General features: G+C 62.0%; 18 protein-coding genes. 15 read left to right on the top strand and 3 right to left on the bottom strand.

Annotation, left to right across the window (positions count from 1 at the left end):
* Nucleotides 1-35: 35 nt before the first annotated feature.
* Nucleotides 36-995, bottom strand: coding sequence for a GlxA family transcriptional regulator (locus MKS85_RS12915; RefSeq protein WP_188251829.1), 960 nt, complete (start codon nucleotides 993-995; stop codon nucleotides 36-38).
* Between the two features lie 168 nt (nucleotides 996-1,163).
* On the opposite strand from MKS85_RS12915, the gene choX reads away from it, so the two are divergent.
* From choX to MKS85_RS12885, 6 genes are all read left to right on the top strand, one after another.
* Entirely contained in the window at nucleotides 1,164-2,108 is a 945-nt protein-coding gene (gene choX, locus MKS85_RS12910) for a choline ABC transporter substrate-binding protein (RefSeq protein WP_047230375.1), read from the top strand.
* A 72-nt stretch (nucleotides 2,109-2,180) separates the two neighbouring features.
* The gene (locus MKS85_RS12905) at nucleotides 2,181-3,068 is read left to right on the top strand and encodes a 3-keto-5-aminohexanoate cleavage protein (protein ID WP_076383396.1); all 888 of its coding nucleotides are present in this window, start codon (nucleotides 2,181-2,183) and stop codon (nucleotides 3,066-3,068) included.
* Between the two features lie 142 nt (nucleotides 3,069-3,210).
* Complete coding sequence (locus tag MKS85_RS12900; protein WP_188251830.1) at nucleotides 3,211-4,176, top strand: L-carnitine dehydrogenase; 966 nt, start codon at nucleotides 3,211-3,213, stop codon at nucleotides 4,174-4,176.
* Nucleotides 4,177-4,338: 162 nt separating this feature from the next.
* Nucleotides 4,339-4,815 (top strand): thioesterase family protein, encoded by a 477-nt coding sequence (locus MKS85_RS12895; protein WP_047230372.1) that lies wholly within the window; start codon nucleotides 4,339-4,341, stop codon nucleotides 4,813-4,815.
* 20 nt (nucleotides 4,816-4,835) lie between these two features.
* Complete coding sequence (locus MKS85_RS12890) at nucleotides 4,836-5,999, top strand: gamma-butyrobetaine dioxygenase (RefSeq protein ID WP_188251831.1); 1,164 nt, start codon at nucleotides 4,836-4,838, stop codon at nucleotides 5,997-5,999.
* 379 nt (nucleotides 6,000-6,378) lie between these two features.
* The gene (locus MKS85_RS12885; RefSeq protein ID WP_139048980.1) at nucleotides 6,379-6,642 is read left to right on the top strand and encodes a hypothetical protein; all 264 of its coding nucleotides are present in this window, start codon (nucleotides 6,379-6,381) and stop codon (nucleotides 6,640-6,642) included.
* A gap of 96 nt (nucleotides 6,643-6,738) precedes the next feature.
* Here MKS85_RS12885 and MKS85_RS12880 read toward each other — a convergent pair whose 3' ends face one another.
* Nucleotides 6,739-7,842: a GlxA family transcriptional regulator gene (locus MKS85_RS12880; RefSeq protein WP_047230369.1), complete on the bottom strand. Its 1,104-nt coding sequence runs from the start codon at nucleotides 7,840-7,842 to the stop codon at nucleotides 6,739-6,741.
* Between the two features lie 447 nt (nucleotides 7,843-8,289).
* Nucleotides 8,290-9,666 carry an L-serine ammonia-lyase gene (locus MKS85_RS12875; RefSeq protein ID WP_047230368.1) on the bottom strand — a complete coding sequence of 459 codons (1,377 nt, stop codon included), beginning with the start codon at nucleotides 9,664-9,666 and terminating at the stop codon, nucleotides 8,290-8,292.
* Nucleotides 9,667-10,088: 422 nt separating this feature from the next.
* Between MKS85_RS12875 and MKS85_RS12870 the strand changes: the two genes are divergently transcribed.
* From MKS85_RS12870 to mdtD, 9 genes are all read left to right on the top strand, one after another.
* Nucleotides 10,089-11,036 carry a choline ABC transporter substrate-binding protein gene (locus tag MKS85_RS12870; protein ID WP_047230367.1) on the top strand — a complete coding sequence of 316 codons (948 nt, stop codon included), beginning with the start codon at nucleotides 10,089-10,091 and terminating at the stop codon, nucleotides 11,034-11,036.
* A gap of 66 nt (nucleotides 11,037-11,102) precedes the next feature.
* Nucleotides 11,103-11,948: a choline ABC transporter permease subunit gene (gene choW, locus MKS85_RS12865; RefSeq protein WP_047230366.1), complete on the top strand. Its 846-nt coding sequence runs from the start codon at nucleotides 11,103-11,105 to the stop codon at nucleotides 11,946-11,948.
* On the top strand, nucleotides 11,945-13,123 hold the full coding sequence (gene choV, locus MKS85_RS12860) for a choline ABC transporter ATP-binding protein (protein ID WP_047230365.1): 1,179 nt from the start codon (nucleotides 11,945-11,947) through the stop codon (nucleotides 13,121-13,123). The genes choW and choV overlap by 4 nt, the downstream gene beginning before the upstream one ends.
* A gap of 310 nt (nucleotides 13,124-13,433) precedes the next feature.
* Nucleotides 13,434-14,054 (top strand): transcriptional regulator BetI, encoded by a 621-nt coding sequence (betI, locus tag MKS85_RS12855; protein ID WP_047230364.1) that lies wholly within the window; start codon nucleotides 13,434-13,436, stop codon nucleotides 14,052-14,054.
* 80 nt (nucleotides 14,055-14,134) lie between these two features.
* A complete protein-coding gene (betB, locus tag MKS85_RS12850; RefSeq protein WP_139048976.1) occupies nucleotides 14,135-15,607 on the top strand; it encodes a betaine-aldehyde dehydrogenase in 1,473 nt (490 codons plus the stop codon).
* A gap of 142 nt (nucleotides 15,608-15,749) precedes the next feature.
* Nucleotides 15,750-17,453: a choline dehydrogenase gene (gene betA, locus MKS85_RS12845; protein ID WP_188251832.1), complete on the top strand. Its 1,704-nt coding sequence runs from the start codon at nucleotides 15,750-15,752 to the stop codon at nucleotides 17,451-17,453.
* 366 nt (nucleotides 17,454-17,819) lie between these two features.
* Nucleotides 17,820-19,262, top strand: a complete 1,443-nt coding sequence (locus MKS85_RS12840; RefSeq protein ID WP_173406467.1) for a TldD/PmbA family protein — start codon at nucleotides 17,820-17,822, stop codon at nucleotides 19,260-19,262.
* A 14-nt stretch (nucleotides 19,263-19,276) separates the two neighbouring features.
* Nucleotides 19,277-20,614: a TldD/PmbA family protein gene (locus MKS85_RS12835; protein ID WP_188251838.1), complete on the top strand. Its 1,338-nt coding sequence runs from the start codon at nucleotides 19,277-19,279 to the stop codon at nucleotides 20,612-20,614.
* Nucleotides 20,615-20,807: 193 nt separating this feature from the next.
* Entirely contained in the window at nucleotides 20,808-22,235 is a 1,428-nt protein-coding gene (gene mdtD, locus MKS85_RS12830) for a multidrug transporter subunit MdtD (RefSeq protein ID WP_076383389.1), read from the top strand.
* Nucleotides 22,236-22,347 lie beyond the last annotated feature (112 nt).

The following is a 22,347-nucleotide window of genomic DNA, read 5'->3' as shown; positions in this document are numbered from 1 at the left end:
TTATAGTCGCGAGTATAATTGAGTATAAAAGCCTGTCAAACCACCTCCCGCCCATCCCCCTGGCGCCGCCGATCTTCCCGCGGGCACCGTTCAAACCTCGCTCGATAACTGCGGGTGAAGTACGACGGTGACTCGAAACCGCAGGCGATGCTCACTTCCAGCACACTCATGTCGGTCTGGCGCAACAGTTGCCGGGCCTTTTCCAGGCGCAGGCGCAGGTAGAAGTTGCTGGGAGTGTCGTTCAGGTGCAGGCGGAACAGGCGTTCGAGCTGGCGGCGGGTGACGTTGATGGATTCGGCCAGGGCCAGGGTACTCAGGGGCGGTTCACTGTGGGTTTCCATCTCGCCGATGACGTGCACCAATTTCTTGTTGCGAATGCCATAGCGGCTGGCAATTTCCATGCGCTGGTGGTCTTTGCGCGGACGGATGCGGCCGAGCACGAATTGTTCGCTGACCTCAATCGCCAGTTGCGGGCCATGGGCCTGGCCGATCAGGTCCAGCATCAGGTCGATGGACGCGGTGCCGCCGGCGCAGGTGATGCGCCTGCGGTCAATTTCGAACAGTTCCTGGGTCACACTCAGCTGTGGATAAGATTCCTTGAACGCCTCGATCGCTTCCCAGTGCAGGGTCACACGATGCCCTTCCAGCAGCCCCGCCTCAGCCAGGACCACACTGCCGGTGTCGATGCCGCCCAGGGTGAAGCCCTCGTTGTCCAGCCTATGCAGCCAGCGCTCCAACGCCGGGGTCACGAACTTGAGCGGTTCGAACCCCGCCACCACCCAGAGGGTCGCGCCTTTCTTCAATGACTCCAACGCGGCATCGGCGTTGACCGACATGCCATTGCTTGCCAGCACCGCCCCGCCATCGGCGCTCAACACATGCCAACGGTACAACTCACCGCGAAAGCGGTTGGCGACCCGCAACGGTTCGATGGCCGAAATGAAACCGATGGCCGAAAAACCCGGCATCAACAAGAAGTAGAAATCCTGGGACATGTAGCGCACTCGGTTGGCGGGTAGCGTGCGCTCCTTGATACGCCACAGGTCGCTGCAGTGCAAGAGCGAGTCGCCGCTGTGCGTTTTGCCGGCGGACTGGCTGCGTAACTTGGCATCACCGGCGCGCAGATGCCGGAACCCATAACAAAGACTGCCGAGGAACCCGACATGAAACGACTGATCAGCTCCTGCGTTCTTGCACTCAGCACCACCACCTTCCTGAGTTCCGCTGCGATGGCAGCCGATCCCGCCGCGTGCCAGAACGTGCGCCTGGGTGTGGTCAACTGGACCGATGTCATCGCCACCAGCGCCATGACCCAAGTGTTGCTCGACGGCCTCGGCTACAAGACCAAACAGACCAGCGCCTCCCAGCAAATCATTTTCGCCGGCATCCGCGACCAGCGCCTGGACATGTTCCTGGGCTATTGGAACCCACTGATGACCCAGACCATCACCCCGTTCGTCGAGGCCAAACAGGTCAAGGTCCTGGAGCAACCCAGCCTCAAGGACGCCCGCGCCACCCTGGCCGTGCCAACTTATCTGGCCGACAAGGGCCTGAAGACTTTCGCCGACATCGCCAAATTCGAAAAAGAGTTGGGCGGCAAGATCTACGGCATCGAACCCGGTTCCGGCGCCAACACCCAGATCAAGGCGATGATCGCCAAGAACCAGTTCGGCCTGGGCAAATTCCAACTGGTGGAATCCAGCGAAGCCGGCATGCTCGCCGCCGTGGACCGCGCCGTGCGGCGCAAGGAAGCCGTGGTGTTCTTCGGCTGGGCGCCGCACCCGATGAACGTCAACGTGCAAATGACCTACCTCACCGGCAGCGAAGACGCCCTCGGCCCGAACGAAGGCATGGCCACCGTATGGACCGTCACCGCGCCGGACTACGCGCAAAAATGCCCGAACGTCAGCCGTCTGCTGAGCAACCTGACGTTCACCGCCGAAGACGAGAGCCGGATGATGCAGCCACTGCTGGATCACAAAGACCCGCTCGAATCGGCCAAGCAATGGCTCAAGGATAATCCGCAAGACAAGCAACGCTGGCTCGAAGGCGTCACCACCTTCGATGGCAAGCCTGCTGCCGACAACCTGAAACTGACCAGCAACTGAACAAACGCCATCCATCTGCGCAGCGCCAATCGGCTGCGCAGTGACTCATCACGCCTGTAAGGAACCTGCACCATGAACCACGACGTCATCATCACCTGCGCACTCACCGGTGCTGGCGACACGACCGCCAAAAGCCCACACGTGCCGGTCACCCCGAAACAGATCGCCGCGGCTGCCGTCGAGGCCGCCAAGGCCGGCGCCACGGTGGTCCACTGCCACGTTCGCGATCCGCAGACCGGCAAGTTCAGCCGTGACGTGGCGCTGTACCGCGAAGTGATGGAGCGCATCCGCGAGGCGGACGTGGACATCATCGTCAACCTCACCGCCGGCATGGGCGGTGATCTGGAGATCGGCGGCGGCGAAAATCCCATGGAGTTCGGCCCCAATACCGACCTGGTGGGCCCCCTGACCCGCCTGGCCCATGTCGAGGAGCTGCTGCCGGAAATCTGCACCCTGGATTGCGGCACCCTGAACTTCGGCGACGGCGACACCATTTACGTTTCCACCCCGGCGCAACTGCGGGCCGGGGCCAAGCGCATCACCGAACTGGGGGTCAAGGCCGAGCTGGAGATCTTCGACACCGGCCACCTGTGGTTCGCCAAGCAGATGATCAAGGAAGGCCTGTTGGACAACCCGCTGTTCCAGCTTTGCCTGGGCATCCCATGGGGAGCGCCGGCCGACACCACCACCATGAAAGCCATGGTCGACAACTTGCCGGCGGACGCGGTGTGGGCCGGCTTCGGCATCGGCCGCATGCAAATGCCGATGGCCGCCCAGGCGGTGCTGCTGGGGGGCAACGTGCGGGTCGGCCTGGAAGACAACCTGTGGCTGGACAAAGGCGTGCTTGCCACCAATGGCCAACTGGTGGAACGCGCCAGCGAAATCCTCAGCCGCCTCGGCGCGCGCGTGCTCACGCCGGCTGAGGGGCGCAAGAAGATGGGGCTGACCACCCGCGGCTAAACCCACCGACACCTTCCCCTGTGGGAGCGAGCCTGCTCGCGATAGCGGTGAAACAGGCGACTGATGTGCCGACTGACACAGCGCCATCGCGAGCAGGCTCGCTCCCACATTTAGATCAGCGAACCCTTTTCAGGAAATCACCATGAGCTTTATCACCGACATCAAGACCTTCGCCGCCCTGGGCAGCGGTGTTATCGGCAGCGGCTGGGTCAGTCGCGCCCTGGCCCATGGCCTGGACGTCGTGGCCTGGGACCCGGCGCCGGGTGCCGAGGCAGCGCTGCGCAAACGCGTGGCCAACGCTTGGGGCGCACTGGAGAAACAAGGCCTGGCACCCGGTGCCTCCCAGGATCGGCTGCGCTTTGTCGCGACCATCGAAGAATGCGTGCGCGACGCCGATTTCATCCAGGAAAGCGCCCCCGAGCGCCTGGAGCTGAAGCTCGAGCTACACGGCCAGATCAGCGCCGCTGCCAAGCCCAATGCGCTGATTGGTTCCAGCACATCTGGACTGCTGCCAAGCGAGTTCTATGAAGGTTCCACCCACCCGGAACGCTGCGTGGTCGGGCACCCGTTCAACCCGGTCTACCTGCTGCCGCTGGTGGAAGTCGTCGGCGGCAAAAACACCGCGCCCGAAGCGATACAGGCCGCGATGCAGGTGTACGAATCCCTCGGCATGCGCCCACTGCATGTACGCAAGGAAGTGCCCGGTTTCATTGCCGACCGGTTGCTCGAAGCGCTCTGGCGCGAAGCCCTGCACCTGGTCAACGACGGTGTGGCTACCACCGGCGAAATCGACGATGCCATCCGTTTTGGCGCCGGCTTGCGCTGGTCGTTCATGGGCACGTTCCTGACTTACACACTGGCCGGTGGCGATGCCGGAATGCGCCATTTCATGGCTCAATTCGGCCCTGCGTTGCAGTTGCCGTGGACCTACCTGCCGGCGCCGGAGCTGACCGACAAGCTGATCGACGATGTGGTGGACGGCACGAGCGAACAACTGGGCAGCCGCAGCATCTCGGCCCTGGAGCGCTATCGTGATGATTGCCTGCTGGCAGTGCTGGAAGCGGTGAAGACCACCAAAGAAAAGCATGGGATGGCCTTCAGCGAGTAAACCTTGGCTTTTGGATCAGCAGGTCTGGCCCCATCGCGAGCAGGCTCGCTCCCACAGGATTTGAGGTGTGAATGCGATCTGTCTCACCCAGAAGTTCATTGTGGGAGCGAGCCTGCTCGCGATAACGCCAGCCCAGTCACCACAACTGTCGGAACCAGAAACATGCCCACCCTCACCACCTACCAAACCCGCATCCTCCCCGAATGGGTCGATTACAACGGCCATCTGCGCGATGCCTATTACCTGTTGATCTTCAGCTACGCGACCGACGCACTGATGGATCACCTGGGCATGGACAGCCAGAACCGCGAAGCCAGCGGCCACTCGCTGTTCACCCTCGAACTGCACTTGAACTACCTGCACGAAGTGAAGCTCGACGCCCAGGTCGAGGTGCGTACACAGATCATCGGCCACGACGCCAAACGCCTGCATCTCTACCACAGCCTGCACCTGGTCGGCGGCGATAAGGAACTGGCCGGAAACGAGCAGATGCTGCTGCACGTCGACCTGGCTGGCCCGCGCTCGGCGCCCTTCACGGAACAGACCCTGGGCAAGCTCAAAGCCCTGCTCACGGAGCAATCCGACCTGTCGCCGCCGGCCTATATCGGCCGGGTCATCGCATTGCCGCCGGCCCGATAAAACCCGAACAGGAGATCGCCATGAACACCGCCGCCGCTTTTGCCGACTTCCGCCGTTACCCCCTGATCTGTGCATTGACCGCAGTGACGCCCTTGGCCGACCGGGTGCAGGTCACCTGGGCCGACGGTCGGATCAGCCCCTTCCATCATCAGTGGCTGCGGGACAACTGCCCCTGCCCGCAATGCGTCTACACCGTGACCCGCGAGCAGGTGCTGGAAATCGTCGATGTACCTGAAGACCTGGCCCCCGGCGCGACCCGCCTCGACAGTGAAGGCTGCCTGTGCGTGGATTGGCAGGACGGCCACCAAAGCCGTTTCGACCCAGGCTGGCTGCGTGCCCATGCCTACGATGATCAGTCCAGGGCTGAACGCCTGGCGAGCAAGCCCAAGCGCCAGCTCTGGCGGCACGACCTGCAACTGCCGGTGTTCGATTACCAGGCGTTGATGGACGGCACCGATACGTTGTTGCAATGGTTGCTGGCGGTGCGCGACATCGGCCTGACCCAAGTGCGCGGCGTACCCACCGAACCCGGCTCGCTGAAACTGATCGCCCAGCAGATTTCGTTCATCCGCCAGAGCAACTTCGGCGTGCTGTTCAACGTGCAATCCAAGGCCGATGCCGACAGTAACGCCTACACCGCTTTCAACCTGCCACTGCACAGCGACCTGCCCACCCGGGAGCTGCAACCAGGATTACAGTTTCTGCATTGCCTGGTGAATGACGCCGACGGCGGCGAGAGCCTATTTGTCGACGGTTTCGCCATCGCCGAGGCGCTGCGCCAGGAAGACCCCGAGGCCTTTGCCGCGCTGTGTGAAATCCCGGTGGAGTTTCGCAACAAGGACCGCCACAGTGATTACCGCTGCCTGGCGCCCATTATCGCGCTGGATGCCCTGGGACAGGTCTCGGAGATCCGCATGGCGAACTTTCTGCGCGGGCCGTTCGACACCTCGGTCGAGCAGATGCCCAGGCTCTACCGTGCCTACCGCCGCTTCATAGCGCTGACTCGCGAGCCGCAGTTCCGCCTGATGCAAAGGCTTGAACCCGGCCAACTGTGGTGTTTCGACAACCGCCGTACCCTGCACGCCCGCAATGCCTTCGACCCCGCCACCGGAGCCCGGCATTTCCAAGGGTGCTATGTGGATCGCGATGAGTTGCTGTCGAAGATTCTGGTACTGCAAAGGTAGACCGCGTCATCGTTCATCGCGAGCAGGCTCGCTCCCACAGGGGTTCTGTGTCGTGCACAAGACCTGTGGGAGCGAGCCTGCTCGCGATAGCGGTCTGTCCAACACCCCATCACCCTCTGATTCACCCAGGCAAAAAAATCCCCGATCAAGCCGTGACTGGATCGGGGCAGTTGCGTTACTGGAGGAGCTGTTGCGCGAGGGTGACCAAACCGTCGTGATTCAGCTTGGGGCCAGTGTGCCCAGTCCGGGACAGCCGGAGTTAGCCGAAAACGACCTGCTCATAGGTATCCGGGCCATGCCGACAGTTTGCCCTTGCCGCCGCTTCGACCGGCTACCAGAATCGAGTCACGACCCCAATCCCTGAACAAGGAAAAGCGTCATGATGCACGCCGATTTGATCGACCAGGAAGACCTGCTGGGCCAGCTCAAGGCCCTGGGGCTGCAAATACCCAGCGGCTCCACTGCCGAGCAGGCCTGCGAGTGTGCGGTGCGCGGGCTGGACACGGCCCGCGCCAATGAGTTGCGCATGATGGTCAGGAATATGTACACCAGCAGCGCCACCATCCTGCCCGCTGTGCGTCGGGCGATTGATCTGCAGCTGCTGCCGGCTTTGGCGGAGTATCAGAAAAACCAGAACGTCTGAAAAACCTATCGCGAGCAGGCTCGCTCCCACAGTGATTCGGTGTCGATCACAGAACCTGTGGGAGCGAGCCTGCTCGCGATTGACGGCGCCTCGGTCTTAGAGCCTCACACTGGCAAACGTCGACTCATTACGTGCCTGGCTCAACGCTGACAGCGGGCCGGACAATGGCGACAGCACCAGCGCCTGTGGCAGCGGCATCATCGCCACCTGCTGCGCGGTGTTGGAGCCGACGCGCTCGTCGCGCGGTGGAATGCCGAAGTATTCGCGGTAGCACTTGGAGAAGTGCGGCGTGGAAACGAAACCGCACACCGACGCCACTTCGATGATCGACATCGGCGTCTGCTTGAGCAGTTGCCGCGCCCGGATCAGCCGCAGCTTGAGGTAATAGCGCGACGGCGAGCAATGCAGGTATTTCTGGAACAAGCGCTCCAACTGGCGCCGGGAGACGGCGACGTACACCGCCAGTTCGTCCAGGTCGATCGGCTCTTCGAGATTGGCCTCCATCAGCGCGACGATTTCCTGCAACTTCGGCTGATTGGTGCCCAGCATGTGCTTGAGTGGCACGCGCTGGTGATCCTGCTCGTTGCGAATGCGCTCATAGACAAACATTTCGGAGATCGCTGCCGACAACTCGCGGCCGTGATCGCGGCTGATCAGGTGCAGCATCATGTCCAGTGGCGCGGTGCCGCCGGAACTGGTGAAGCGGTTGCGGTCGAGGGTGAACAGACGGGTGCTCATCGATACCCGCGGAAAGGCTTCCTGCATTGCCGCCAGACATTCCCAGTGCACACTGCAATCGAAGCCATCCAGCAGACCCGCGCAGGCCAAGGCCCAACTGCCGGTGCAGACCGCGCCGAGGCGCCGGGACTGACGGGCCTGGCTCTGCAGCCATGACACGTGTTCACGGGTGACGGTGCGCTGAATGCCCACGCCGCCACACACAATGACGGTGTCGATGGGCGGCGCTTTGTGCATGGCCGCGTCCGGCGTGATTTGCAAGCCATCACTGGCCCAGACCTGGCCGCCATCAACGGTGAGGGTGGTCCAGCGATACAGCTCACGACCGGACAGCTGGTTGGCCATTCGCAGCGGCTCCACCGCGGACGCCAGGGAAATGAGCGTGAAATTGTCCAGCAGCAAAAAGCCGATGGATTGAGGCGCACGGTTCTGGGGTTGAGCCCCTGAGTTGGACGTCGTCATCGCGGTATCTCCTCACACAAAGCAAGTGATGGCCTCAGGCGGAGGCTCTTTTTATTGGTTGTTGCCCTCGGTCTCTACGCAAGAGACGGGCTTTGCATCGATAGAGCAATTGCCATGCCTAAATTGAATGCGTGTTCAATAAATCCTGAAAACGACATCGCGGCCAGTCTAAATAAGGCACGCGATGAGTGTGGGTTATAGGTGCCATCAGGGGCGGCAGGCACCCGCCACCGTTGGCCGTGAGCAGAACGGTAGCACTTGTGGGAACTGGGCTGCGCCACTTGCGCAACCGGTATCACCACAGGTGCGAATGACGAACGGTCGAGGGACGAACAGCGGTGGGTCCGACAAACGGTGTCATGTCTGTTTGCGACGCGCTAAAAGGTGGCGCGTTTGTGGATCGGTGGGCATTTTGTGAGCGATATGCGATCGCCTCGGGGGAGGCGATCAGCACTCCACCGCACTGACCGCCAGTCCACCGCGCGAGGTCTCTTTATATTTGTCATGCATGTCGGCGCCGGTATCGCGCATGGTGCGGATCACCCGGTCCAGAGAGATGAAGTGCTGGCCGTCTCCGCGCAGCGCCATCTGCGCGGCGTTGATGGCTTTCACCGCGGCTATCGCGTTGCGCTCGATACACGGCACCTGCACCAGGCCGCCCACCGGATCGCAGGTCAGGCCAAGGTTGTGCTCCAGGCCGATTTCCGCCGCGTTGCACAGTTGCTCAGGCGTCGCACCGAGGATCTCCGCCAGGCCGGCCGCCGCCATGGCGCAGGCCGAGCCCACCTCCCCTTGGCAACCGACTTCGGCACCGGAAATAGAGGCGTTCTTTTTACACAGGATGCCCACCGCCGCCGCGCCGAGGAAGTAATCCACGACGTTGGCATCGGTGACCGCTTCGCTGAATTTCATGAAGTAATGCAGCACCGCCGGAATGATCCCCGCCGCACCATTGGTCGGGGCCGTGACCATGCGCCCACCGGCGGCGTTTTCTTCATTGACCGCCAGGGCGAACAGGTTGACCCATTCCATGGCGCTGAGCGTCGAGCCGATGACATTGGGCTTGTTCAGCTCTTGCAGGCTGCGGTGTAACTTGGCCGCTCGCCGGCGCACATTCAAACCGCCGGGCAAGATGCCCTCATGCTTGAGACCCTGCTCGACGCAATCCTGCATCGCCCGCCAGAGTTTCATCAGGCCGCTGCGGATCTCCTCCTCCGAGCGCCAGACCTTTTCGTTGGCCATCATGAGCTCGGCCACCCGAAGGTTGTGGGTGCTACACAACTGGAGCAGTTCTTCGGCACTGGAAAAATCGTAAGGCAGTTCAGTGACGTCCAGATCCACCACGCCGCTGGACGCCTGGGCCTGATCGACGACGAAGCCACCGCCGACTGAATAATAGGTGTCGCGGTGCAACTCGCCGTGGTCACCCTCGGCCACCAGCGTCATCGCGTTGGGGTGGAACGGCAGGTTTTCGTCAAGCAGGCGCATATCCCGGGACCAGACGAAAGGCACCGGCAGGCGACCGTCCAGCAGCAGGGTCTGGGTTTGGCGCAACAACTCGATGCGCGGGCCAATCTGCGACGGATCGATTGCGTCTGGCCACTCGCCCATCAAGCCCATGATCACCGCGTTGTCACTGCCATGGCCGATGCCTGTTGCTGACAACGAACCGAACAATTGCACCTCGACCCGACGCACATCGCGCAGCAGCGACTTCGCCCGCATCGCTTCAACGAACAGCGCCGCAGCGCGCATGGGGCCCACGGTGTGGGAACTGGACGGGCCGATACCAATTTTGAACAGGTCGAACACGCTGATTGCCATTGCCGAGAACCTCCAGAACAGGCACATCCGGGCGCAGGAGCGCCCGGTGGCGGAGCTGCTACGCTCAACGCCGGGATGCCCGCATCATCCGGCTTTTGCCAGGGCGTTCGACGTCTGACACCGACGCAATCATGCCCACCGACGTCGCCCGCCCTTTGCCCCGGTTTTACGACGTTTTTTGCGTATCAGAGGCCAGCCAAGGGTGAAAAAAATCTGTAAACGACGTCACTGACACTGGATGCGACCCTCCCTGTACTGGATACGACGCACCCTGTAGGCGACAGATTTGCACTGGTACATGATCGGTTACGGCTCGTTTGCAAGGCCGCGTGTCGAAGAGTGCCCACGCGCCACCAACCGCAACCCCAATAAGCGCGGTGGTCCTGACCGGACACCGCCGATAAAACACCAGGAGTCCACCCATGAAAGGTTCCACGCCGTTGTTGTTGGCCGCCATGCTGAGTCTTCCGATGCTGGCCAACGCTGCTGAACCCGCGCAGTGCAGCACCGTCAACTTCTCCGATGTCGGCTGGACCGACATCACCGTGACCACCGCCACCACCAGCGTGGTACTTGAGGCCCTGGGCTACAAAACCAAGACCACCATGATTTCCGTACCGGTGACCTACAAGTCCCTGGCCGACGGCAAGAACATGGATGTGTTCCTCGGCAACTGGATGCCGACGATGGAAAACGACATCAAGGCCTACCGCGAAGCCGGCACCGTGGATACGGTGCGGGCCAACCTGGAGAACGCCAAGTACACCCTGGCGGTGCCCGAAGAGCTCTATAACAAAGGGCTGAAGGATTTCGCCGACATCGCCAAGTTCAAGAAGGAACTGGACGGCAAGATCTATGGCATCGAACCGGGTAACGACGGCAACCGTCTGATCCAGAGCATGATCGACAAGAATGCCTTCGGCCTGAAGGACGCCGGCTTCAAGATCGTCGAGTCCAGCGAAGCCGGCATGTTGTCACAGGTCGATCGCGCCGAGCGCCGCAGCACCGCCGTGGTGTTCCTGGGCTGGGAACCTCATCCGATGAACACCCGCTTCAAAATGAAGTACCTCACCGGTGGTGACGAGTACTTCGGTCCGAATTTCGGCCAGGCAACCATCTACACCAATACCCGCAAAGGCTACGTCCAGGAATGCAGCAACGTAGGTCAGTTGTTGAAAAACCTGACCTTCACCCTGGACATGGAAAGCACGCTGATGGGCAACGTGCTTGACGACAAGATGAAGCCTGACGCAGCCGCCAAGGCCTGGCTGAAGAAAAACCCACAGGTACTCGATACCTGGCTCGCTGGCGTGACCACCATTGACGGTAAACCCGGCCTGGAAGCCGTGAAAGCCAAGCTTGCGCAGTAATGCTTTTATGCCGGGCGGGTTCGCTCGTCCGGGCTGTTTATTCCTTGCATGCGGATGTTCACTACCATGCTGATTGATCAGAAAATACCCTTGGGCCAGTACATTGCGGGCTTTGTCGATTGGTTGACGCAACACGGCGCCAACACATTCGATGCCATCGCCTTGTCACTGGAAACGATGATTCACGGCGTGACGTTTGCGCTGACCTGGTTCAACCCGCTTGTCTTGATCGGCCTCATCGCTCTACTGGCGCATTTTATCCAGCGCAAGTGGGGCCTGACGGTCTTCGTTATCGCAGCCTTTCTGCTTATCCTGAACCTGGGTTACTGGCAGGAAACCATGGAAACCCTGGCCCAGGTGCTGTTCGCGACCCTGGTCTGTGTCTTGATCGGCGTGCCGCTGGGCATTGTTGCCGCGCACAAGCCGCTGTTCTACACCATGATGCGTCCGGTGCTCGATCTGATGCAGACCGTACCGACCTTCGTTTACCTCATTCCTACCCTGACCCTTTTCGGGCTGGGTGTGGTCCCCGGTCTGATCTCGACGGTAGTGTTCGCGATTGCCGCGCCCATCCGCTTGACCTACCTGGGTATCCGCGACGTTCCGGACGAACTGATGGACGCCGGCAAAGCCTTCGGCTGCTCCCGTCGCCAACTGCTGTCCCGTATCGAACTGCCCCATGCGATGCCCAGCATCGCGGCCGGTATCACCCAATGCATCATGCTGTCGTTGTCGATGGTGGTCATCGCCGCGCTGGTGGGTGCCGACGGCCTGGGCAAACCCGTGGTCAACGCACTGAACACCGCTGATATCGCCCTGGGCTTCGAAGCAGGCCTGGCGATCGTATTGCTGGCAATCATGCTCGACCGAATCTGCAAGCAACCCGACGCCAAAGTAGGGGGTGACGCATGAGCATAATCCGCTTCGAAGAGGTCGACGTGATCTTCTCCAAAGATCCACGTGAAGCCCTCAAGCTGCTCGACCAAGGCATGACACGCAACGAAATCCTGAAGAAAACCGGGCAAATCGTCGGTGTGGAAAAGGCCAGCCTGGACATTGAAAAAGGCGAAATCTGCGTACTGATGGGGCTTTCCGGCTCCGGTAAATCCAGCCTGCTGCGTTGCATCAACGGCTTGAACACCGTCAGTCGCGGGAAGTTGTTCGTCGAGCATGAAGGCCGGCAGATCGACATCGCCTCCTGCAGCCCGGCCGAACTGAAGATGATGCGCACCAAGCGCATTGCCATGGTGTTTCAGAAGTTCGCCCTGATGCCCTGGCTGACGGTGCGCGAAAACATCAGCTTCGGCCTGGAAATGCAGGGCCGGCCGGAAAAGGAACGCAAGAAGCTGGTGGATGAAAAACTTGAGCTGGTGGGCCTGACCCAGTGGCGCAACAAGAAACCGGACGAGTTGTCCGGCGGCATGCAGCAACGGGTCGGCCTGGCCCGCGCCCTGGCGATGGACGCCGATATCCTGCTGATGGACGAACCTTTCTCGGCCCTCGACCCACTGATCCGCCAGGGTTTGCAGGACGAATTGCTGGAATTGCAACGCAAACTGAGCAAAACCATCGTGTTCGTCAGCCATGACCTGGACGAAGCCCTGAAGCTAGGCAGCCGGATCGCGATCATGAAAGACGGCCGGATCATCCAGTACAGCAAGCCGGAAGAAATCGTGCTGAACCCGGCCGACGATTACGTGCGCACCTTCGTCGCCCACACCAACCCGCTCAACGTGCTCTGTGGCCGCAGCCTGATGCGCACCCTGGACAACTGCAAGCGCATCAACGGTTCGGTGTGCCTGGATCCGGGCGGCGACTCCTGGCTCGATCTGGCCGAAGGCAACACCATCAAGGGCGCCCGCCAGAACGGCGCGGTGCTGGACCTGCAGAACTGGGCCCCGGGCCAAGCCGTCGAAGGCCTGGGCCGTCGTCCGACCCTGGTGGACTCCAACATCGGCATGCGCGACGCGCTGCAGATTCGCTACCAGACCGGCAACAAGCTGGTGCTTCACGATAACCAACAGGTCGTCGGGATTCTTGGCGACAGTGAGCTGTACCACGCACTGCTCGGCAAAAACCTGGGCTAAGCGAAACCGAAAAAAACGCCGCGAGACGATCGCGGCGTTTTTGTTTGGGTGATTCTGAACTGCTGACCAGCTTGACTTGGAATGCAGATCCCCTCACCACAACAGTATTCCAGCTATCAAGCGCATTTGGCCTACATGCCAACCGACGAGTGTTATAAAGACATCCCCAAAAGTCCTCGCCCCGGCAAATAGCGACGACTTGTCATAGAACTTATTTTTGTTGATTGAACGTTCAATCAAAACAAAATAGACTGGCCTTCATTCCGATAGACAACACTCATCCATCGGATGGCCTAAGGAGAGGTACCAGATGCCCAAGGTCGGTATGCAACCCATCCGCCGCCAGCAATTGATCGAAGCCACTATGCAAGCGGTCGATCAGGTCGGGATGGGGGACGCCAGCATTGCGCTGATCGCCCGTTTGGCCGGTGTCTCCAACGGCATCATCAGCCACTACTTCAAGGACAAGAATGGCCTGATCGCGGCCACGGCCCAGTACCTGATGAGTGTCCTGAGCGAGAACGTCACTGCACGCCGTCAGGCGCTGGAGGACCCAAGCCCACGGGCTCACCTGCAGGTGATCATCGAAGGCAACTTCGACGCCAGCCAGGTCAATGGCCCGGCAATGAAAACCTGGTTGGCCTTTTGGGCCACCAGCATGCACCACCCGTCTTTGCACAGGTTGCAGCGGATCAACGATCACCGTCTGTATTCCAACCTGTGTTGCCAGTTCCGCCGCGTGTTGCCCCTCGATGAGGCACGTAGCGCGGCACGGGGCCTGGCCGCGTTGATTGACGGTTTGTGGCTGCGCGGGGCGCTGTCGGGAGACGCGTTCGATACCGCCCAGGCGCACCGGATCGCTTACGAATACATGGATTTCCAATTGGCCAAGGCAGGGGTAACAGAGCACACAGAACCGCTCGGCTCCTGAACCGCCACCGAACCGCGTAGTCAGCTGTAGACGACACGCCCCGGTGGTCAGCCAACCACTCATGCACTTGCGAGGACTTTATGGCCCGTTTCGAACTGCAAAAACTCTACATCGATGGCGCGTACAGCGATGCCAGCGGCGACGCCACTTTCGAAGCCATCAACCCGGCCAACGGTGAAGTACTCGCCCAGGTGCAGCGGGCCACGAAAGAAGACGTCGAGCGCGCCGTGGTCAGCGCCGAAAAAGGCCAGAAAGTCTGGGCCGCCATGACCGCCATGCAGCGTTCGCGCATCCTGCGCCGCGCCGTAGATATCCTGCGCGAGCGCAACGATGAGTTGGCCGCCCTGGAAACCCTCGACACTGGCAAAGCCTATTCCGAAACCCGCTACGTCGACATCGTCACCGGCGCCGACGTGCTGGAATACTACGCCGGCCTAGTGCCCGCCATCGAAGGCGAGCAGGTGCCGCTGCGCACCACTTCGTTCGTCTACACCCGTCGCGAACCCCTGGGCGTGGTGGCCGGCATCGGCGCGTGGAACTACCCGATCCAGATCGCGTTGTGGAAATCGGCCCCGGCCCTGGCCGCTGGCAACGCGATGATCTTCAAGCCGAGCGAAGTCACCTCGCTGACCACCCTGAAACTGGCCGAGATCTACACCGAAGCCGGCGTTCCAGCGGGGGTGTTCAACGTGCTGACGGGCAGCGGCCGTGAAGTCGGCACCTGGCTGACCGAGCACCCGCGCATCGAGAAAATCTCGTTCACCGGCGGCACCGACACCGGCAAGAAAGTCATGGCCAGCGCCTCGAGCTCGTCGCTCAAGGACGTGACCATGGAACTGGGCGGCAAGTCACCGCTGATCATCTTCGACGACGCCGACCTGGATCGTGCTGCCGACACCGCGATGATGGCCAACTTCTACAGCTCCGGCCAGGTCTGCACCAACGGCACCCGGGTGTTCGTGCCGAGCCATCTCAAGGCAGCTTTCGAAGCCAAGATCGCCGAGCGCGTGGCACGTATTCGCATCGGCAATCCAGAAGATGAAAACACCAACTTCGGGCCGCTGGTCAGCTTCGCCCACATGGAAAGCGTGTTGGGCTACATCGAGAAAGGCAAGGCCGAGGGCGCGCGCCTGCTGTGCGGCGGCGGTCGTTTGACTGAAGGCGAATTGGCCAAGGGCGCGTTTGTTGCGCCGACCGTGTTCACCGATTGCACCGATGAGATGACCATCGTGCGCGAAGAAATCTTTGGTCCGGTGATGAGCATCCTCACCTATGAAACCGAAGAAGAAGTGATCCGTCGCGCCAATGACACCGACTTCGGCCTGGCCGCCGGCGTCGTGACCCGCGACCTGAACCGCGCGCACCGCGTGATTCATCAGCTCGAAGCCGGCATCTGCTGGATCAACGCCTGGGGCGAATCGGCCGCCGAAATGCCGGTCGGCGGTTACAAGCAATCGGGCGTGGGCCGGGAGAACGGCATCAGTTCGCTGAACAACTTCACCCGTATCAAATCGGTACAGGTCGAACTGGGCGATTACGCGTCGGTGTTCTAAACCGACGTCGCCTCTGAGGCCGTCATCGCGAGCAGGCTCGCTCCCACAGGAGTCCCCATTCCAAGGTGGGAGCGAGCCTGCTCGCGATTGAGTGCAAAGCACTCGCCAGCCCTGAACCCAATTCAAAAAGAGGGTGCATTTCATGTCCCAAGAATTCGATTACATCATCATCGGTGCCGGTTCGGCCGGTAACACCCTGGCCACCCGCCTGACCGAAGACGAAGGCGTCACCGTCCTGCTGCTCGAAGCCGGTGGGCCGGACTATCGCCTGGATTTCCGCACGCAAATGCCCGCCGCCCTGGCGTTCCCGCTGCAGGGTCGTCGCTACAACTGGGCCTACGAGACCGACCCGGAGCCGCACATGAACGGCCGTCGCATGGAATGCGGTCGCGGCAAGGGCCTGGGTGGGTCTTCGCTGATCAACGGTATGTGCTACATCCGCGGCAACGCCCTGGACTACGACAATTGGGCCAAGCTGCCGGGCCTGGAAGACTGGGCCTACCTGGACTGCCTGCCGTATTTTCGTAAAGCCGAAACCCGCGACATCGGCCCGAACGACTACCACGGTGGTGACGGCCCGGTCAGCGTGACCACGCCCAAGGCCGGCAACAACCCGCTGTTCCATGCCATGGTCGAAGCCGGCGTTCAGGCCGGCTACCCGCGCACCGAAGACCTCAACGGTTATCAGCAGGAAGGTTTCGGCCCGATGGACCGTACCGTCACGCCCAATGGTCGTCGCGCCAGCACCGCGCGCGGTTACCTGGACGTGGCCAAGAAGCGCTCGACACTGACCATCGTCACCCATGCCCTGACCGACAAGATCGTGTTCGAAGGCAAACGTGCGGTCGGCGTGCGTTATCTGGTGGGCGCTGCTGAAGAGCGCGTCGAGGCCCGCGCCCGCAAGGAAGTATTGCTCTGCTCCGGCGCCATCGCCTCGCCGCAGATTTTGCAACGCTCCGGCGTCGGCCCGGCCAAACTGCTGGAAAGCCTCGACATCCCGGTGGTCCATGACCTGCCAGGCGTCGGTGAAAACCTCCAGGACCACCTGGAGCTGTACCTGCAATACGCCTGCACCCAGCCGGTTTCGCTGTACCCGTCGCTGCTCTGGTACAACCAGCCGGCCATCGGTGCCGAATGGCTGTTCAACGGCACCGGCATCGGCGCCAGCAACCAATTCGAGGCTGGCGGTTTCATCCGCACCCGCCCGGACTTCGATTGGCCGAACATCCAGTATCACTTCCTGCCGGTGGCAATTAACTACAACGGTAGCAACGGCGTGAAGGAACACGGTTTCCAGGCACACATGGGCTCGATGCGTTCGCCAAGCCGTGGCCGGATCCAGGCCAAGTCCAAGGACCCGCGCCAGCACCCGAGCATCCTGTTCAACTACATGGCCACCGAGCAGGACTGGCAGGAGTTTCGCGACGGCATCCGCCTGACCCGCGAGATCATGCAGCAGCCGGCGCTCGACCCGTTCCGCGGTCGCGAAATCAGTCCGGGCATCGAGGTGCAGACTGACGAGCAGTTGGACCAGTTCATCCGCGAGCACGCCGAAACCGCTTTCCACCCGTCCTGCTCGTGCAAGATGGGCACCGACGACATGGCGGTGGTGGACGGCGAAGGCCGCGTGCATGGCATGCAAGGGCTGCGCGTGGTCGATGCCTCGATCATGCCGATCATCACCACCGGCAACCTGAATGCGCCAACGATCATGATCGCCGAGAAAATCGCCGACAAGATCCGTGGCCGCCAGCCACTGCCACGCAGCACCGCGCCGTACTACGTGGCCGGCGACGCGCCGGTGCGCGGCAAGCCGTTGCGTGAAGTGGGACCAACCGCCCAGTAAGGCGCTGCACCGCCATCGCGAGCAAGCTCGCTCCCACAGGGATGAGTGGTGGCCGCAGATTTTGTGGTCACTGAAGATTCAATGTGGGAGCGAGCTTGCTCGCGATGAGGCCACCCCATTCAACCTCTTCGCTGACTGCCACACCGCCATCGCGAGCAAGCTCGCTCCCACAGGGGGATGGGTGGTGGACGCAAATTTTGCGATCACCCAAGTTCCACTGTGGGAGCGAGCCTGCTCGCGATGGCGTCCGGCCTGACACTCCATATTCCCATCTGCCTTGATCCCTCCCCCGCCCAGGCCTAATCTAGAGCCGTCGCGTCAATGCGCCGCACCTCGCTGCACCGCCACTCCAGACAAGGAGGTTCCATGTTCGATGTCCACCCCCAGCTCAAGCAGCGGTTTGCTGCCTTGCGCACGGGCGCTGAGTTCTTTTCCCTGCGCTACGTGCGCGAGTCCGGCCAGCATCTGTCGGTGCGCAAGAACATTGCCGAACCGCCCAGCCTGGGCCGTGACGAAGGAGCGATGCTGACCGTGCGGGTCAACGGTGTCGAGGCCTATGCGGCCACCAACGACCTGTCCCAGGCCGGCCTGCAAGCGGCGCTGGAGCGGGCCGAGCAACAAGCCCGCCGGCTCAAGCCACACGCCCTGCTCGACTTGCGCGAGCAGGCGGTCTCCAGCGACCGCGCCGATTACTTCTCGCCTCACTTCGACCAGGCGTTCCCGTCCCTCAACGACTGCTATCAGTTACTGGGCGACGAATCCGCCGCGGTGCCCAAGGATGAGCGCCTGGTGAACTGGCAGGTCAGCATCGGCCTGACCCAGGTCGAGCAGATCTACCTCAACAGCGCTGGCGCCGAACTGCGCCAGGCCCAACGCTTTGTTTATCCGGCCCTGGACGTCACCGCCTTCGACGGCAACGACAGCCAGACCCGCACCCTGGGCCGTGAGAACTTCGGCCAGCAAGGCGGCTTCGATGTCATCCGCCGCTGCGGCCTGATCGGTGCCGCACCAAAGATCGCCGACCAGGCCCTGCAATTGCTCCTGGCGCCGAACACCCCGCAAGGCCCCCGTGACCTGCTGTTGATGCCCGATCAGATGATGCTGCAGATCCATGAGTCCATCGGTCACCCGTTGGAACTGGACCGCATCCTGGGAGACGAGCGCAATTACGCCGGCACCAGTTTCGTCACGACCGGCGACTTTGGGCATCTGCAATACGGCTCCCAGCTATTGAACGTGACCTTCGACCCGAACGTTCCCGAAGAGCTGGCCAGCTACAGCCATGACGACGACGGCACCGCCGCCAGCAAAGAATTTCTGATTCGTGAAGGGCTGTTGCTGCGCCCCCTGGGTGGTGCGCTGTCGCAATTTCGCGCAGGCCTGAGCGGGGTCGCCAACAGCCGCGCCTGTGGCTGGAATCGCCCGCCCATCGACCGCATGGCGAACCTGAACATCGAGCCCGGCGACCAATCGTTGGAGCAACTGATCCAGGGCATCGAACACGGCGTGCTGATGCGCACCAACCGCTCCTGGTCCATCGACGATGCCCGCAACAAATTCCAGTTCGGTTGCGAGTGGGGCCAATTGATCGAAAACGGCGAGCTCAAGGGCGTGGTGAAAAACCCCAACTACCGAGGCATTTCCGCGCAATTCTGGAAAAGCCTGCGGGCGGTGGGCGACGCCAGTACCGCCCAGGTACTGGGCACGCCAAATTGTGGCAAGGGCGAACCGAACCAGGTCATTCGCGTCGGCCATGCCTCGCCGGCGTGCGTATTCAGCAATGTGGCAGTGTTTGGGGGGGATGCCTGATGAGCACCGGCAATATGAGCACCGGCAACAATCAGGCCGAGGCCTTCAAGGCGTTGGTCGACTGGCTGCGCAATGCACTGCGCGAAGCCGAGCAGTTCACCCTCGGCTACGCCGCCGAATCCTCTGCTTTTGTGCGTTTCAACCATGGCAAGGTCCGTCAGGCCGGGCAGGTGCAGCAGGCCAGCGTCAGCTTCAAACTGATCAACGACGGGCGCCACGCCGACTTGCAGATCACCTTGTCCGGCGAAGTCGAAACCGACCTGCATCGCCTGGCCGAAGGTCTGCAACAGTTGCGCGAAACACTGCCGCTGCTGCCACCCGATCCGTACCTGCTGCTCAACCACAACCACTGGCAGAGCCACAACGTGCAGGACCATCCGTTGCCGGACACTGACCAGGCCGTGGCCGAAATCACCCGCGCCGCCGACGGTCTGGATTTGGTCGGTTTCTATGCCGCCGGCCCCATCAGCCGGGGCTTTGCCAGTTCTTCGGGGGCGTTCGGCTGGCATCAGGCCAACAGCTTCAACTTCGATTTCAGCCTGTTCCATGAAAACGGCCAGGCGGTAAAAGCCAGCTACGCCGGGCACGAATGGAGCAGCGAAGGCTTTGCCAGGCGCTTTGAACAGGCCCGCGAGCAGTTGGCGTTTTTGGGCCGCCCCTTGCGCACCCTGCCGCCCGGTGAATACCGCGCCTACCTGGCACCAGCGGCGATGGAAGAAATCATGGGCATGCTCAGCTGGGGCGGGTTTTCGGCCCGGGCGATTGCCAGCAAGCAAAGTCCGTTGCAGAAGTTCTACGCGAACGAAGCAAGCTTGAGCCCCGACGTATGGCTCAGTGAGCAGGTCAGCGGCTCTTTGAGCCCGGCGTTTTCCGACGAAGGTTATCCGCGCGATGACTTGGGCCTGATCGTCAAAGGCATGGCCGGTGCACAGTTGATCAACTCCCGCAGCGCCGCCGAGCACGGCCTGAACGCCAACGGCGCCAGCAGCTACGAATACCCCACGGCGCTGGTGATGAACGAAGGCCAGCTCGAGCAGCAAGACATCCTCGAACACCTTGGCACCGGGCTGTACATCAGCAACCTCTGGTACCTGAACTACTCGGACCAACCAGCCGCGCGCATGACCGGCATGACCCGCTTCGCCACGTTCTGGGTCGAGAACGGCCAGATCGTCGCGCCGGTCAGCACCATGCGTTTCGACGACAGCGTCTACAGCCTGCTCGGATCGCAACTCGAAGGCCTGACCCGGGAGCGGGAACTGCTGCTCTCGGCCAGCACCTACAGCCAGCGGGCCACGGCTTCGATGCTGTTGCCGGGGGCACTGGTCAAGCGCTTGACCTTGACGTTGTAGCCAACCAAACACAGGACCTGTGGCGAGGGGATTTATCCCCGCTGGGTTGCGAAGCGACCCCCAAAGGGTAAATGCGTTCTGCCTGACTCACCGAGGCGACAGTTCTGGGGCTGCTTCGCAGCCCAGCGGGGATAAATCCCCTCGCCACAACAGCGGCATCTGTTCCTGATCAACACTCCGTACAAGAGGTCCCATGCCCAACCGCGCACCGCTCGACGCTGTCACCGCCCGCTGGCTTCCTTGGGTCGTGGCGATTGCCTTTTTCATGCAGTCCCTGGACGGGACCATCCTCAACACCGCCCTGCCCGCCATGGCCAGCGACCTGGCGGAAAACCCGCTGCGCATGCAGGGCGTGATCATTGCCTACATGCTCACCGTGGCGCTGCTGATCCCGGCCTCTGGCTGGATCGCCGACCGCTTCGGGACCAAGAAGATTTTCTTCGGCGCGATCCTGCTGTTCAGTTTCGGCTCGTTGCTCTGCGCCTTGTCCAATTCGTTGTCCATGCTGATCGGCGCCCGGGTGATCCAGGGCCTGGGCGGCGCGCTGATGCTGCCGGTGGGCAGGTTGGTCGTGCTGCGGGCCTACCCACGCTCGGAACTGGTGCGGATCATGGGATTCATCACCATTCCCGGCCTGCTCGGCCCACTGATCGGGCCGACCATGGGCGGCTGGATGGTGGAGTACCTGACCTGGCACTGGATCTTCATCATCAACCTGCCGGTGGGCGTGCTGGGTTGCTACGCGGTGTGGAAATTCATCCCGGACCTGCGCGGCAGCGAGCGTACCCGGTTCGATGGCCTGGGGTTTTTGCTGTTTGGCGCGGCCATGGTGCTGATCACCATCGCCATGGAAGGCCTCGGTGAACTGCACCTGCCGCACTTGCGCGTGATGTTGCTGCTGTTCGGCGGCATGGCCTGCCTGGCCGCTTATTGGCTACGGGCCGGGCACATCGAAAACCCGCTGTTCGCACCCTCGCTGTTCAAGACCCGGACCTTCGCCGTGGGGATTCTCGGCAATCTGTTCGCGCGCCTGGGCAGCGGCGCCCTGCCGTTCCTGGTGCCGTTGCTGCTGCAAGTGGCCCTGGGCTACTCACCGTCCCAGGCCGGGATGAGCATGTTGCCCCTGGCAGCGGCGGCGATGGTCGCCAAGTCCGTGGCCCGGCCGTTGATCGAGCGCTTCGGCTACCGCAGCGTATTGACCGCCAATACCCTGGCCCTGGGCCTGATGCTGGCGAGCATGGGCCTGGTCAGCGAACAGACGCCGTACTGGCTGCTGCTGGCGCAACTGGCGGTGCTGGGGGCGATCAACTCGTTGCAGTTCACCGCGATGAACACCGTGACCCTGATTGACCTGGACGACGCCAGCGCCAGCAGCGGCAACAGCTTGCTGTCGGTGGTGGCGCAACTGTCCCTGAGCCTGGGCGTGGCCTGCGCCGGCGCGCTGCTCGGCGGCTTTACCGCCCAGGTCGGCAACGACGGGGTAGACACCGTGCTTGGCGCGTTCCAATTGACGTTCCTGACGGTGGGCATCATGGCGATGCTGGCGGCGACGATTTTTTCGCAGTTGTCGAAAGAGGACGGGCGGCGGGCCAAGCGGCCGGATGAGCATATCGAGCACTGACCAGGATCGGTGAGCTTTCGTGGCGAGGGAGCTTGCTCCCGCTCGGCTGCGCAGCAGTCGCAATCCAGGCGACACGAACTTTCAGGTACACCGTGTTGGCCGGTTTGGGGGC

The organism is Pseudomonas sp. JL2, from assembly GCF_031570495.1.
Classification (GTDB): domain Bacteria; phylum Pseudomonadota; class Gammaproteobacteria; order Pseudomonadales; family Pseudomonadaceae; genus Aquipseudomonas; species Aquipseudomonas rhizophila.
The sequence above is the reverse complement of the archived record's forward strand: the minus strand, read 5'-3'. Positions and strand labels throughout refer to the sequence as shown.